Below are 14,809 nucleotides of genomic sequence, written 5' to 3'. Positions count from 1 at the left end.
GGTCGGGCGGAGCACGGATCGGGCCCCACTACCCTCTCTACGGTGACCGACTCCGCCGACGGCCTGCCCAGCGCCGTGTCCGCCCTGTGGGACGAGCGTCTGCGGCTGTTCTCGTTCGCGACCGCCGAGAAGCGCGCCGACTACCTGCGGGTGCTGCGCGCCTTCGACAGCGCCCGCGCCGCCTACGTGGTGCTCCTGCACGCCGACGACGTCGCCGAGTGGATCGCCCGCACCGAGTCGGGCGGTCGCGGCGACGCCCCGGTTGGGGTGCCGCTGCCCTCGGCGGAGATCGGCCCGCTGCTCGAGCAGCTGCACCGCTGGGGTGTGCTCGAACGCAGCTACGACGGCACCCGCGCGGCCACCCTGGCCGAGTATCGCAACCGGCACTACGTCTACCAGTTCGCCCAGGCCGGTTTCCAGGCGTACCGGGCGGTGGCCGGGGTGCTGGCGGCCCGGATGGACGACGCGTCGCTGTCGCGGTTGGTCCTGCCCGAACTGCTCGCCGACCTGGGCACCCTGGCCGCCGCCAATCGCGACGGCGACGCCGAACGCGTCTACACCACCCTGCGCAGGCTCGACGCCGCGCTCACCGATCTGGCGGCGCGGGCCGCGCATTTCTATCTGTCGCTGGGTGACCTGGTGCGCACCACCGAGATCACGCCGGAGTCGTTCCTCGCGCACAAGGACGCCCTGCTGGCGCACATGCGCGAGTTCAGCATGGATCTGGCCCGGTTCGCGCCGCGGCTGGCGACGGCGATCGGCGAGGTCGAGCGGACCGGGGTGGACGCGCTGATCGGTCGGGCGGCGAGCTGTGACGAGCGGGTGCTGGTGAGCGCGGACGAGCGCGAGGCCGACTGGCGCGCGCGCTGGGACGGGCTGCGCACCTGGTTCGTCCCGGCGGGCGAACCGGGCGACACCTGCGAGGCAGACCGGTTGCGGGAGGCCACGATGAGCGCGATCGCGGCGGTGCTGTCGCTGTTGCGGCGGGTCACCGAGACGCGGCGCGGGGGTGTCAGCCGGGAGTCGGCGCTGCGCCACCTGGCCACCTGGTTCGTCGACACCCCGACGACATCGGCCGCGCACGCCCTCTACGACGCCGTGTTCGGGCTGGGCCGACCGCGCCATTTCGCGCTGGAGCATCCCGATGCCGAGCTGATCCCGGCACACCGGTCCTGGTGGGACGCACCGCCGTTGGAGATCTCCCGCACCCTCGCCGAGACCGGCCGGGCCCCGGCCGCGGGCGCACCGGCGCGGATCGCGCGCAACGACGCGGGGGTACGCAGGTTGCGCGAGGCCCAGCTGGCCGCGCAGCGGGAGCGGGCGGCGGCCGCGGCCTCGCTGGCGGGCGGCAATGTGCACGAGCGGGTCCTCGACCAGCGCGAGACCGAGGTGCTGCTGCGGCTGCTCGACGCGGCCTCGACGGCGTGGGTGCCGGTGAGCGGACGGGTCGAGGGCACCACGGGTTCGGACAACGGGGTCACCCTGACGGTGCGCCCGTGTGACGGATCGACCGTGATCCGCACCGCCGCCGGGCTGCTGCACGTGAACAACCGCCGACTCGAGGTGCGCGCGACGGTGAAGCGGGGCGCGGCCCGATGAAGCAGCGGCGTCGGATCGATGCGCTGGCCCTGGACAGCTATCAGCGCGCTGCCCGGGTGATGCTGGCCCATCACCTCGTCACCCGGGTGTATCCGGATCGGATCGCCTTGCCGCTGGTGCGCCGGTGGGCCACCGAGCTGCGGGAGGACCTGGCCGAGCTGTTCGGCTATCGGCTCGAGGTCACCGAGACCACGGCCCGGCTCTATCCCGTACACGATCGCCTAGACGACGCGCGTCCGGCGCGTAGCGTCAACGATCGGGTCTTCGACCGTCGCCGCTACGCCTATCTCGCGCTGGCGCTCGCCGCGCTCGGTCGCGCGGGCGACCAGATCACGCTGTCGGAGCTGGCCGAGCACGTCGCCGACTACGCGGGCGGGATCGACGGGCTCGAGCTGTCCACGGATCGGGCCGCCGATCGGGACGCCTTCGTCGACGCGATCGGCTGGCTCGGCGCGCGCGGGGCGTTGACGCTGGCCGACGGTGACGCGGGCGGCTGGGCCAGCGATCCGGAGGCGGGCGAGGCGCTCTACGACATCGACCGGCCCGTCGTCTTCGCGCTGTTCCGTCCACCGCGCGCCCTGCAACATCTGCACAGCGTGCGCGGTCTGCTCGACGACGAGGCCGAACAGACATCCGCCGATCAGGCCCGCCGGGTCCGACGTGCCCTGGTGGAACGGCCCGTCGTCTATCTCGACGACCTCTCCCCCGCCGAACGCGCGCTGCTGGGCCAAGACCGGGTCGTCGGCGAGGTCGAGTACTGCACGGGCCTGCGCGCCGAGCGCCGCGCGGAAGGTGTCGCGCTCATCGATACCTCCGGCAGGCTCTCCGACACCCGCTTCCCCGGCACCGGCACCCTCGCCCAGGTGGCGCTGCTGCTCATCGGCGAGATCGCCGACGCCGTCCTCGATCTCGACCACCCGCTGCCGCACCTGCCGCCTCCGGACCCGGCCGAGGACGCGCTGATCGCCCAGCTCGACGCGGCCATCCCGGCCTCGGGGGTCTTCGCGCCGCTGGCCGAGGAGACCGACGGCGACGATCCGCTGGACGAGGGGAGCGAAGAGAGCGCACCGGCGCCCCTGCCGTTCCTCGACCACGCCTGGGTGCGGTCCACGGTCTCCGCGCTCACCGACCGCTACGGCGCCACCTTCGCCGCGCAGTGGCAGGCCGACCCCGGCGCCCTGAGCGCGGAGGTCCTGGCCCTGCTCGCCCGGTTGCGGCTGGTGCGGCCGGTGCCCGACGGGCTGCTGGTGCTGCCCGCGCTGGCCCGGTACCGGGGCGCGGTGGTCACCGTGCGGGTGCGCGAGACCGAGGAACTGTTCGTCACCGCCGCCGATACCGGCGGCACCGGAGTGGGAGGGAATTGAGCATGTCGCTCATCCACGGCGGAGTGCGTTTCATCCCGACCCGCGCGGGCATCGTCAATCTCTGGGACTACCGCGACCAGGAGTTCTGTTTCGCCGACGGCCGCCTGGTGCTGCGCGGCCCGAACGGGTCGGGCAAGACCAAGGCACTCGAGGTGCTGTTCCCGTTCGTGCTCGACGGCCGGATCGAGCCGCGCAGGCTCAACCCGTTCGCGGGCGAAGAGCGCACGATGAAGTCGAATCTGCTGTACCGCAAGCAGGAATCGGCGTACTCGTATGTGTGGATGGAGTTCGCGCGCGGCGGCTGGGACGACCCCGAGGTCGTCACCGTCGGCATCGGGATGCGCGCCATCAGGTCCTCGGACAAGGTGACCCGCTGGTACTTCGTCGCCGACGGCCGCGCCGGGGTCGACTTCTCGCTCATCGGCCCCGACGACCGCCCACTGACCCGCAAGCAGCTCGCCGAACAGATCGGCGGCGACGCCATCGTCGACCGGCCGGTGGAGTATCGCGCCGCGATCGACGCGCGCATGTTCGGGCTCGGCGTGCAGCGCTACGACCAGCTGATCAATCTGATCCTCACGCTGCGCCGCCCGCAGCTGGCCAAGAACCTCGATCCGCGCGGCCTGTCCCAGGCGCTCACCGACGGTCTGCGCCCGCTCGACGAACAGCTGATCCTCGACGCGGCGCGCTCTTTCAGCGATATGGAGGAGGTCGGGCGCACCCTCGACGGGCTCGTCCAGGCCGACACCGCCACCCGCAAGTTCGTCGATGTCTACCGCAAGTACCTGGCCGTGCAGGCCAAGACCGACGTGGACCAGGTGCGGACCAGGCTCGACGCCGTCACCCATGCCGCCACCGCCGTCTTCGCGGCGACCGCGCTGCGCACCCGTCGCGAGGCCGACCGCGCCGAGGCCGAGACCCGCGCCGAGGCGGCCGACCACTCCTACGAGCAGGCCATCGCCGACCGGGAGAACCTGCAACGCTCCAGCGCCTACGAGGGCAAACAGCAGCTCGACGACCTCGCCGACGCCGTGCGCCGCCTCGAATCCTCCGCCGCGGTCCACCGCGACAAGGCCGCCGAGGCCGGACAGACCCTCCAGCGCCGCGCCGAGGAGGCCGAGCGCGCCGCCGAGGCGGTCCGCACCGCCGCCGCGGCTCTGGCCCGTGGCGAGGACGCCGTCCGCGCGGCCGCCGAGGAGGCGGGCATCGAGTGGACCCCACCCGCTCCCGACGGCCGTGGCGACCAGTTCACCGCCGCCGTGCGCGGTCACGCCGAGGAACGCGACGCCGATGTCCGCGCGGTCCGCAAGGCGGTGAGCAGGTGGGAGACCGCCGCCGCCGAACGCACCCGCGCCGAACGCCTCGCCGAACGGGCCGTCGAACTGCGGGAGGCCGCGGCCGCCGAGGTGGCCCACGCCGAGGCCGCGGTGACACTGGCCCGCACCGAATCCGCCACCGCCCTGCGGTCCTGGTGGAAAACGCACGCGTCGGTGTTCACATCGGGCGCCGACGATACCGGGGCGATTCTCGGCGCCGGGAGCGCAACGACAGACGCCGCGAGCAGCGGGTCCGCGTGTGATGGCGAACCGATCGCCGGAAGGGGATCGACCGGCGGCGATGCCGCAGCGCTCTTCGCCGCGCTGAGCGATGCCGTCGCCGCCGCAGGCAATGACGAAACCCCTTCTGGCCCAGAGATTGTGGCCGAATACTCGGAGCCGCTCCGTGAGCGGATCCGTACGCGTGGCCAGGAGGCGCGAGCGCGGGCGAGCGCGGCGGCCGCCCGTCGTGCCTCGCTCAGTGCCGAGCGCACCCAGATCGCCGCGCAGCACGACGACGCTCCCCCACCGCACCCCGCCAGAAACGGTGTTCGCGACGATCTGCCGGGCGCACCCCTGTGGCGGCTCGTCCGGTTCGCGGACGCGGTCACCGCCACCGAGGCCGCGGCCGTCGAAGCGGCGTTGCAGTCCAGTGGTCTGCTCGACAGTTGGGTCTGCGGGCCCGAGCTGCCCGCGCACGTCGAGTCCGAGCACTTCCTGCTCCCATTGCCCGCCGAGCAGCGGCCGACCGGCCGCACCCTCGCCGATGTCCTGGTGGTCGAAGAGGATTCACCGGAGCGCACGGTGCCCGCCGACACCGTCGCGGCCGTACTCGCGTCCATCGCGCTGCGGGACTCGTCGTCGTCGACCGGGGTCAGCCTCGGAGTCCTGACCACGGCCGACGCGCCGGGAATCGTCGTCGGCACCGCGGGCGAGTTCCGGTCGGGGGTGCTCGTCGGCCGCCATCACAAGGCCGAGGCGGAGTTCCTCGGTGCCACCGCGCGGGCGCGCAGGCGGGAGCTGCGGCTGGCCGAGATCGAAGCCGCCATCGTGGCCGCGACCGCCGAGGTCGAGGCGGCGAAGACCGAAGAGGCCGCCGCCACCGCGGCATCGACCGCACTGGCCACGGCGGCCAAGGCGCTGCCCCGGCCGTCGGCGGTCACCGCCGCGCTGCGGGCCGTCGCCGAGACGGCGGGTCTGATGCGGTCGCGGGTGGAGGCGGCGGCGCAGGCCGAGCGTGAGCTCGATCAGGCCGTCGCCGAGGTCACCGCGCTCGACAAGAAGGTGCGCGCCGCCGCGCAGGCGCACCGCACCCCGCGCGAGGCCCGCGAACTCGACGCGCTGGCCGCCGCCATCCGGCATTTCGAGAACACCGGAACGGGCCTGTCGCGGCTGCGCGCCGAACACGATCGGGAGCGCGAACGCGAACGCGAGGGCGCCGACCGGCACGACGAGGCCCGCGCGCTGGCCGAGGCGTTCGCCGAGGAGGCCGAGGCCGCGCGCCTCGGCTTCACCGAGCAGCAGCGCAAACTCGAAACCCTGCGCGAGGCGCTGGGGGCGAGCGCCGCCGACATCGACCGCGAGCTCGACGGCGCCCGCGCCGCCATCGACGCCGCCAAGGCCGAACAGCGGGCCGCGCGCAAGGCCGCCAATGCCGCGATCGAGGCGGTCGGCGACGCCGAAGCCGCCTACCGCGCCGCCAACGAGGCACTGGCCACCGCGCTCACCGAGGTGCTGGCCGAGGTCCGCTCCCTGGCCCCCTACGCCCGCCCGGACCTGCTCGGCCTGCTCGGCGCGGCCACCGACCACCGCTGGCCCGCCGGAGACGCCGCCTGGCTGACCCCGGAGCAACTGCAATACCGCATCGTCGCCGCGGGTCCGGAGACCGACCCGATCGTGCTGCCCGACGAGGTGGCCGCCCTCTACGCCGACCTCGACACCGCCACCGCCTCGGTGCGCGCGACCGAGGCGGGCCGCAAGTCCACCCGCTCCGCGGTCACCGCCGCCCTGCAGGAGTTCGACGCCGCCCTCACCGCGTCGGGTCGCGACTACCGCCTGCACTGGGACGCCGCCGACGGGCTCACCGTGGTCGCCGTGCACGACGAGAACGGTCAGGCCGCGCTCGCCGATTTCGCCGCGCGCATCGACGCCGCGCGCCGCGATCAGGAACTGCTGCTCACCGACGCCGAACGCCGCATCCTTGAAGACGCGCTGCTGACCGGCCTGGCCCAGCAGATCCACGAACGCACCACCGACGCCAGGGATCTCATCTCCCGGATGGGCGCGGAGATGAAGCAGCGGCGGATGTCCTCGGGCAACACCATCGGTGTGCACTGGGTGCTCGCCGACGGGCTGTCGGAGGCGGCGCGGGCCATGTGCAAGCTGCTCGATCGTGACACCGCCGCGCTGAGCCAGGACGATCTCGGCGCGGTGCGCGCGCATTTCGCCGCCGAGATCCGCGCGGCCCGCAGCGCCCACCCCGAACGTTCCTATCCCGAGATCCTCGCCGCCACCCTCGATTACCGCACGTGGCGGGTGTTCTCGTTCACGCTGATCTCCGGGGACGGCACCGAGGACAAGCTCACCGTCGCCCGGCACAGCGCCCTGTCCGGCGGCGAGCAGTCGGTCTCGCTGCACCTGCCGCTGTTCGCCGCCGCGCACGTGATGCTCGATTCCGCCGATCCGCAGGCCCCGCGACTGCTCGCCCTGGACGAGGCGTTCGCGGGCGTCGACGACAACGGCCGCAGCGAATTGCTGGGCCTGAGTGTGCAATTCGATCTCGACCTGTTCATGACCGGCTACGACCTGTGGATCACCTACGGCCACGTCCCCGGCTGCGCGCACTACGATCTCGCGCACTCGACCGCCGAGAACACCGTCAGCGCCACCCTGCTGGTCTGGGACAGCGGCGAACTGCTCGCCGAACACGACGGCGGCGACCTGACCACCGCGCTGGGCTCCCCCAACCGCCGCCGCGTCCCCAACACCATCGAGGGCGGGCTCACCCTGGAGGGCATGCCTGGCGAACCCGCCACGGTGGGCTGACACTCCGACACCGCGGCGGGTGGACTCACCCGGAGGGCATACCGGACGGACCTGCGACGGACAGCTGACCCGATCCGGTCGCCGCGATCGCGGGGCGCGCGCACGAGACGTGGCGCCGGTACGTCGACCGGCCGGTGCTCACGGGTCCGGCGGGGTGAGGGCCTGGGTGAGGCGGGTGCTGAGGGCGCGGAGGTGGGTGACGAGTTCGGGGCCGTCGTGGACGTGGAACGCAACGCCCAGAGTGGTCAGGCGGGCGGCCAGCCAGGCGGGGTCGTCGTCGCGGGTGCCGGTGAGGCGGCAGGTGGTGTCGCTGTCGGCGACGAGGGTGCCCGGTTCCTCGCCGAGTCGTCCGGCGACGCGCTGGATCGGCGCGTCGATGGCGACTTCGGCGCGGTATTCCGGTGTAGCCCAGTCGGTTCGGCGTCCGGCGATGTAGTCGGCCGGGTCGGCGGCGGGGAGATCCCTCGCGAGTACACGGGCGCCGGTGGGGCGGGGATTCTCGATCCGGTCGGCGCGGTAGCCGCGCCAGGCGTCGCGGTCGAGGTCGTAGGCGACGAGGTACCAGCGTCTGCCCGAGGCGACGACGCCGAGCGGCTCCGCGTGCCGTCGGGAGGCGGTACCCGCCGCGTCCCGGTAGTCGAAGCGCAGGCGTTCCCGATTGCTCACGGCGGCGGCGAGGGTGGTGAGCAGTTCCGGGTCGACCGTCGGGCCGTCGCCGACCCGCACCGCGACCGCCGACCCGATCGTGCGCACCCGACGGCGCAGCTTCGCGGGCAGCACCTGTTCGAGTTTGGTCAGCGCGCGCACCGACGCGTCCTCGATGCCCGCGACGGCCTGGCCGGTGGCCACCCGCAGGCCCACCGCCACCGCGACGGCTTCCTCTTCATCGAGCACCAGCGGCGGCAGCGCCGAGCCCGCGGTGAGGCGGTATCCCCCGGTCGCGCCCATGGCCGCGAGCACCGGGTAGCCGAGTTCGCGCAGCCGTTCCACATCGCGGCGCACCGTGCGATCGGTGACGCCCAGGCGCGCGGCCAGTTCGCTGCCCGGCCATTCACGCGGCGTCTGCAACAGGGACAGCAAGCGGAGCAGGCGGGCGGCGGTGTCGGTCATGGTCAGAATTCTCTCCCATATCTAGGACCGGAACTGTCCTAGATGACTTCTAGTGTCGATGTCACACCGACGAGATCGAGGAGTTCGACCCCATGAGCACTGTTCGCCCGTTCCGCATCGACATCCCGCAGGCCGACATCGACGATCTGACCGACCGGCTCACCCGCAGCCGCTGGGCCGCGCAGCTGCCGGGCGAAGGATGGGAGCGCGGGGTGCCCGCGCACTACTTGCGCGAGCTGGCGCACTACTGGGCGACCGAGTTCGATTGGCGCGCACAGGAAACCACGCTCAATGCCTTCCCCCAGTTCCTGACCGAGATCGACGGTCTCGACGTGCATTTCGTCCACGTCCGCTCCCCCGAGCCCGACGCGGTGCCGCTGCTGCTCACCCACGGCTGGCCGAACTCGTTCGTCGAGTTCACCCGCGTCATCGGCCCGCTCACCGATCCCCGCGCCCACGGACTCGACCCGGCGCTCGCCTTCCACGTGGTCGTACCCTCGGTGCCCGGCTTCGCCTTCTCCGCCGCCCCGACCGAGTCCGGGATGACGACGGCGCGGGTGGCCCGGATGTGGGCGACCCTCATGGACCGGCTCGGCTACGACCGCTACGGCACCCAGGGCGGCGACCTCGGCGCCTACATCGCCCCGGAGCTCGCCCTGGCCGCCCCCGAGCACGTGATCGGCGTCCACCTCGACGGCGGGATCGGCATGCCGATCGAGGCCGACGTGCCGACGATGACGGCCGAGGACCGCGCGCAGTGGGACGAGATGCAGCAGTGGATGACCGGCGGCGTCGACCATCACGCCCTGCTGAAGGCGGCGCCGCAGACCTTCGCGCTGGGCTGGAACGATTCCCCGGTGGCCCTGCTGGCCTGGATGATGCACAAGTTCCAGGAGTTCACCCCGATGGCCGACCTGGCCGAGGACGTGATCGACCGCGACCACATCCTCACCAATGTGGCGCTGTACTGGTTCACCCAGACCACGGGCAGCTCGTCGTGGCCGATGTACGAGGGCCTGCGCGACGGCGGTTTCGGCTGGCCCGTCGGCCAGCACCTCGTGCCGACCGGCGTCTACGGCGGCGGGTCACCGCTGATGCGCAAGCTCGCCGAACGCGACAACAAGATCACCCACTGGCCCGAGGGCAACCCCGGCAACCACTTCGTGGCCATGGAGGAACCGACCGCGCACGTGGCCGACATCAGGACCTTCTTCGCCGCCCTGCGCTGAGGTCAGCTCGACACGGGGCCGGACCACAACGTCCGGCCCCCGCGTCGATACCGGGTCAGCGCATGCTGGCGTCGGGCACGGTGGGCGGGCACGGCGTGCCCGGCACGGTGACCAACTCGAAGTGCCACCATTCGTTGTCGAAGGTCCGGCACAGGCCCCAGCGGTTGCCGTTGGTCTCGAGCCAGTGGGCGCCGACCTGGGGGCCGACGTCGATGGCGTGGCCGGAGACGTGGGTGGATTCGGCGGGGGGCAGGACCCAGCGGCGGGCTTCGGCGGGGTCGCCGTAGGTGGCCAGGCCGTCCTGCCACAGCTGTTCCTGCTGTTCGGGGGTGCGGTAGCCGGAGGTGATCGAGAGCGGGACGCCCTCGGCGTGGGCCTGCTGCTCGGCGAGGGTGTAGGCGGCGGCCAGGGCGGGGTCGAGGCCCTCGGTGCCCGCGGCCGATTGCGACTGTTCGCGCGGGCCCGCGCCGGGTTGCGCGTCGGCCAGACCGGCGCCGAGCGTGGCCGCCGTCGCGACGGCGGCGGCCGTCACCAGGATCCGGTCGGCCACGCGGCCGAGCGCAGTCGTCATAGGCGGAAGTCTATCGGCCGGTCGGCGGCCCCGGCCCCGCGGCCCCACCAGGCCGGGATCACCCCACGTCGATGCCGATCGAGCGGATCACAGCACGAAAACCGATGCGTCCGTGGGGAATTCAGCGCGCGCGACGCCGCCACCGCTCGAATTCGCGGCCGATCTCGGTGTGCGCCTGCTCGCCGTAGAGCCATTCCCGGGCCAGCAGGTGCCAGTTCGCGGTGACGCGCAGCTGGCCGAGGGTGGCGAAGGTGAACAGGTCGGCGCGGCGGGAGAAGATGTGTTCGGGCGGCAGGAACTGGCGGTGCATGCCCTGGAATTCCGAGGAACGCGGGTCCACGGCGAGCAGCACGGCACCGGTGGCCAGTTCGGGGGTGATGGTGACCCGCTCGTCGAGCAGATGCCAGCCGGTCACCGCCCAGACGTAGGCCTCGCATTCCTCGACGGTGACTCCGGCCTCCGGGTCGATGATGCCGCGTTCGACCCAGGCCGCGTACAGGTCCTCGGGGCGCCCCTCGGCGGCCGCGCGCAGGCACGACCGCTCGAAATCGACGTGGACGGGGTCCATTTCGTTGTAGAGCCCGAAGTCGACGAAGGCGAGTCGGCCGTCGGCGGCGAGCAGCACATTGCCCGGATGCGGGTCACCGCAGAACTCGTATTCGGCGAAGAGGGTGCCGATGTAGAAGCGGTAGATCAGCTCGCCGATCCGGTCGCGGTCCGCGTCGGGCAGGGTCTGCATGTGCGCGAAGGGGCGCGCGTCGACGAACTCGGTGACCAGCACATTGTGCGAGCAGTGCTCGGCGATCGCGTCGGGGATCTGGACCAGCGGGTGGCCGCGATAGCGCTGGGCGACCCGGTGCTGGGTGCGGGCCTCGCGCAGGTAGTCCAGTTCGCTGCGCAGATTGTTGGCGATCTCGTCGAGTACGCCGGTGTCGGCCACGCTGGGCAGCACCGAGCGGCCCATCTTGCCGAGGAATTCCAGATTGCCGATATCGGCGTGCACGGCGCGCTCGACACCGGGGTACTTGATCTTGACCGCCACCTCGCGGCCGTCGCGCAGCCGCGCCCGGTGCACCTGGCCGATCGAGGCGGCCGCGATCGCCGTCTCGTCGAACTCGGCGAACACCCGGCCCATGGGCCCGAGATCGTCCTCGAGCACCCGGCGGATCTTGGGGAACGGCACCGCCGGGGCCTGGTCCCGCAGGGCGGCCAACTGCTCGCGGAACTGCTCGCGGTGGATCTCGGGGACGAAGTCCAGGTCCAGTACCGAGGCCATCTGGCCCAGCTTCATCGCCGAGCCCTTCATGCTGCCGAGCACCGCGACGATCTGCTGGGCGGCGGTCATGGCCGAGCGTTCGGCCAGCACCTGCCGGGCTTCGTCGGTGCGCCCGATCATCGACAGCCGCCGACCGACCCCGCGCATCGCCTGACCAGCGGCGAGCTGGCCCAGCTTGGCACCGCGTGCCATCCGCCCGCCAGGAACCCCGGTGGCTGTCATCCGAACCCCCGTCACCCTGGCGTGTCCTGTCGCGCGTCACCTTACACGCGACAGGTCACCGGCTAGACGCGTTCCTTGGAGCGGGTGCGCACGCGCAGCGCGATCGGCTTGGACGTCTCGGCGAAGAAGTCGTTGCCCTTGTCGTCGACGACGATGAAGGCCGGGAAGTCCTCGACGTCGATCTTCCAGACGGCTTCCATGCCGAGCTCGGGGTACTCGAGCACCTCGACGTTCTTGATGCAGTCCAGCGCCAGGCGCGCGGCCGGGCCGCCGATGGAGCCCAGGTAGAAGCCGCCGTGCTCGTGGCAGGCCTTGGTGACCTGTGCGGAGCGATTGCCCTTGGCGAGCATGATCATGGAACCGCCCGCGGCCTGGAACTGGTCGACGTAGGAGTCCATGCGACCGGCGGTGGTGGGACCGAAGGAACCCGACGCGTAGCCCTCGGGGGTCTTGGCCGGGCCCGCGTAGTAGACGGCCATGTCGCGCAGGTACTGCGGCATCGGCTCGCCCGCGTCGAGGCGCTCCTTGATCTTGGCGTGCGCGATGTCGCGGGCCACCACCAGCGGGCCGGTGAGCGAGAGACGGGTCTTCACCGGGTATTTCGACAGTTCGGTGCGGATCTCGTCCATCGGGCGGTTGAGGTCGATCTTGACCACGTCGCCGCCGAGGATGTCCTCGGTCTGCTCCGGCAGGTACTGGGCCGGTTCGGTTTCCAGCTGCTCGAGGAAGATGCCGTCCTTGGTGATCTTGGCCAGCGCCTGGCGGTCGGCCGAGCAGGAGACGGCGATGGCGACCGGGCAGGAGGCGCCGTGGCGGGGCAGGCGGACCACGCGCACGTCGTGGCAGAAGTACTTGCCGCCGAACTGGGCGCCGATGCCGAACTCGCGGGTGAGCTGGAAGACCTCTTCCTCGAGCTCGAGATCGCGGAAGGCGTGGCCGGTGATCGAGCCCTTGGTGGGCAGGTTGTCCAGGTAGTGCGCGGAGGCGTATTTCGCGGTCTTCAAGGCGAATTCGGCGCTGGTGCCGCCGATGACCACCGCGAGGTGATACGGCGGGCAGGCCGCGGTGCCCAGCGAGCGGATCTTCTCGTCGAGGAACTCGAGCATGCGCTCGGGGTTCAGGACGGCCTTGGTCTCCTGGTACAGAAACGACTTGTTGGCCGAGCCGCCGCCCTTGGCCATGAACAGGAACTTGTAGACCGGGTTGTCCGGGGTGCCCTCGGTCGAGTACAGCTCGATCTGGGCGGGCAGGTTGGAACCGGTGTTCTTCTCGTCCCACATGGTGATCGGGGCCAGCTGGGAGTAGCGCAGGTTCAGGCGGTTGTAGGCGTCGTACACGCCGCGGCTGATCCATTCGGCGTCGTCGACGCCGGTCAGCACGCCTTCACTCTTCTTGCCCATCACGATCGCGGTGCCGGTGTCCTGGCACATGGGCAGCACGCCGCCCGCGGAGATGTTGAGGTTCTTGAGCAGGTCCAGCGCGACGAAGCGGTCGTTGCCCGAGGACTCCGGGTCGTCGATGATCTTGCGCAGCTGGGCCAGGTGCGCGGGGCGCAGGTAGTGGCTGATGTCGTGGATCGCCGTCTCGGTGAGCAGGCGCAGCGCCTCGGGCTCGACCTGCAGGAAGGTGCGCCCGTTGTGCTCGACGGTGCTGACCCCCTCGGTGGTGAGCAGACGGTAGGGCGTCTCGTCGGCGCCGATCGGCAGCAGATCGGAATAGCGGAACTCCGGCGCGGTCACGGATCGCACTCCTTCGGGCAGGGCGGGCACCGCATCACGGCGGAGCACCAGCCGGGGCTGGTCACAAAAGCAGAGCGAAGCCTATCGACCCACCGACACAGCGCCGCAGGTAAGGCGACCCTTTGTGACGTGCGGCGGTCGAGCCGAACCAAGGTCGAGGTTGCACGTTCAACCCAAACGGTGCTACCCATTCTCCGGACGGTGGCGGGCGTGCACCGTTCCACCCCGAAGCCTGCACCGGAGAATCTGGAGCTCGATCGTGACGGATCCACAGTGGCTCGATGATGTCGAAATGCGCGCCTGGCTCGGCTACGTGCGAACCCGCGACCTGATCGCCGCGGCGATCGGACGCGACGCGGGCCGGGCGGCCAATCTGAGCTATGTCGAATACTCGGTGCTGGTCTATCTGGCCGACGCGCCGGGTCAGCGGCTGACCTTCGCCGACCTGGCCGGGGCGCTGGAGTGGTCGCAGAGCAGGCTCTCGCATCAGATCACCCGCATGCAGAAGCGCGGCCTGGTCTCGCGCGAGACGATGCCGCACGACGCGCGCCGCACCGTCGCCCGGCTCACCACCGCGGGCGGTCAGTTGCTCACCACCGCCGCGCCCGCGCATGTGCGCAGCGTGCGCAAACACATGATCGATGTCCTGGACCGCAACCAGCTCGCCGCGCTGGCCGAGATCTACGACGTCCTCGTCGACCACCACCGCAGCACCGGGGTCGGCTTCACCCCCACCGGCCGGGGCCGCCACGCCGGGCAACCCGGAGAGCCCTCCCCGGACCCGGCCTGAGCGCCTCCGACCGGGTCAGGACCCGCCCGACCCGCCGGTGTCCGGGCGGCTGGAACCGAGTCCGCCACGGGTGATGGTGCCGCCCTCGACCGGCGCGCCCCGGTCGTGCACGGTGCCCCCGGTCGGGCGCAGGAAACTCCCGGCGGCCAGGGCCACCGCGGCCCCGACGGCGGGATAGAGCAGCGTGTCGGTGTGCTGGTACCAGAACCGCGAGTACCTGATGTCGGAGGTGTCGCACTGACTGTCGACCACGCGGGTGTTGGTGGTGGTGTCGAGGCAGATCCCGACGGCGGTGGGCTGGGCGGTGGTCGTCGACGTCGGGGTGCGGGTGGTCGTCGTCGGCCGCGGGGTGGTCGTCGTGGTGATCGGCGGTTTGGTCGTGGTGGTGACCGTGGTGGTCGCCGCCCGCTGGGCCGGATGCTGGGTGGTGGCACAGCCCGCCGACACCAGCGCCATCGCCACCACGGCGGGCAGGGTGTAGGACACCCTGCGCGACTTCATGATCCGGCCGCGCCGATCCCGCTCGCTCGCTGCCACGTCCACGACTC

Annotated in this window: 10 protein-coding genes; 5 read left to right on the top strand and 5 right to left on the bottom strand. The window is 71.8% G+C overall.

Features of this window, described 5'->3' with window-relative positions; translation table 11 throughout:
- The first annotated feature begins 42 nt into the window (after window positions 1–42).
- The 3 genes from QC180_RS21120 to QC180_RS21110 are packed head-to-tail and all read left to right on the top strand — an operon-like array spanning window position 43 to window position 7,324.
- Window positions 43–1,599 (top strand): TIGR02677 family protein, encoded by a 1,557-nt coding sequence (locus tag QC180_RS21120; RefSeq protein ID WP_278264510.1) that lies wholly within the window; start codon window positions 43–45, stop codon window positions 1,597–1,599.
- Window positions 1,596–2,963, top strand: a complete 1,368-nt coding sequence (locus QC180_RS21115; RefSeq protein ID WP_278264509.1) for a DUF2398 family protein — start codon at window positions 1,596–1,598, stop codon at window positions 2,961–2,963. Before QC180_RS21120 ends, QC180_RS21115 begins: the two co-directional genes overlap by 4 nt.
- A 2-nt stretch (window positions 2,964–2,965) precedes the next feature.
- A complete protein-coding gene (locus QC180_RS21110) occupies window positions 2,966–7,324 on the top strand; it encodes a TIGR02680 family protein (RefSeq protein ID WP_278264508.1) in 4,359 nt (1,452 codons plus the stop codon).
- 138 nt (window positions 7,325–7,462) lie between these two features.
- On the opposite strand, the gene QC180_RS21105 is transcribed toward QC180_RS21110, so the two are convergent.
- Window positions 7,463–8,434 carry a helix-turn-helix transcriptional regulator gene (locus tag QC180_RS21105; RefSeq protein WP_278264507.1) on the bottom strand — a complete coding sequence of 324 codons (972 nt, stop codon included), beginning with the start codon at window positions 8,432–8,434 and terminating at the stop codon, window positions 7,463–7,465.
- Between the two features lie 92 nt (window positions 8,435–8,526).
- Between QC180_RS21105 and QC180_RS21100 the strand changes: the two genes are divergently transcribed.
- A complete protein-coding gene (locus tag QC180_RS21100; protein ID WP_278264506.1) occupies window positions 8,527–9,663 on the top strand; it encodes an epoxide hydrolase family protein in 1,137 nt (378 codons plus the stop codon).
- 55 nt (window positions 9,664–9,718) lie between these two features.
- Here QC180_RS21100 and QC180_RS21095 read toward each other — a convergent pair whose 3' ends face one another.
- The 3 genes from QC180_RS21095 to QC180_RS21085 form a co-directional block, all read right to left on the bottom strand.
- The gene (locus QC180_RS21095) at window positions 9,719–10,234 is read right to left on the bottom strand and encodes a M15 family metallopeptidase (protein ID WP_278264505.1); all 516 of its coding nucleotides are present in this window, start codon (window positions 10,232–10,234) and stop codon (window positions 9,719–9,721) included.
- A gap of 121 nt (window positions 10,235–10,355) precedes the next feature.
- Window positions 10,356–11,732, bottom strand: coding sequence for an AarF/UbiB family protein (locus tag QC180_RS21090; RefSeq protein WP_474646502.1), 1,377 nt, complete (start codon window positions 11,730–11,732; stop codon window positions 10,356–10,358).
- A gap of 62 nt (window positions 11,733–11,794) precedes the next feature.
- Entirely contained in the window at window positions 11,795–13,471 is a 1,677-nt protein-coding gene (locus tag QC180_RS21085; protein WP_278264503.1) for a fumarate hydratase, read from the bottom strand.
- Window positions 13,472–13,730: 259 nt separating this feature from the next.
- On the opposite strand from QC180_RS21085, the gene QC180_RS21080 reads away from it, so the two are divergent.
- Window positions 13,731–14,261: a MarR family winged helix-turn-helix transcriptional regulator gene (locus QC180_RS21080; RefSeq protein WP_278264502.1), complete on the top strand. Its 531-nt coding sequence runs from the start codon at window positions 13,731–13,733 to the stop codon at window positions 14,259–14,261.
- A gap of 15 nt (window positions 14,262–14,276) precedes the next feature.
- Here the strand turns inward: QC180_RS21080 and QC180_RS21075 are convergent, their stop codons facing one another.
- Window positions 14,277–14,804, bottom strand: a complete 528-nt coding sequence (locus QC180_RS21075; RefSeq protein WP_278264501.1) for a hypothetical protein — start codon at window positions 14,802–14,804, stop codon at window positions 14,277–14,279.
- Between the last annotated feature and the right edge of the window lie 5 nt (window positions 14,805–14,809).

The sequence above is a fragment of the Nocardia anocheti genome (assembly GCF_029675105.1).
Taxonomy (GTDB): domain Bacteria; phylum Actinomycetota; class Actinomycetes; order Mycobacteriales; family Mycobacteriaceae; genus Nocardia.
This window is presented reverse-complemented; position numbering and strand designations above follow the sequence as displayed.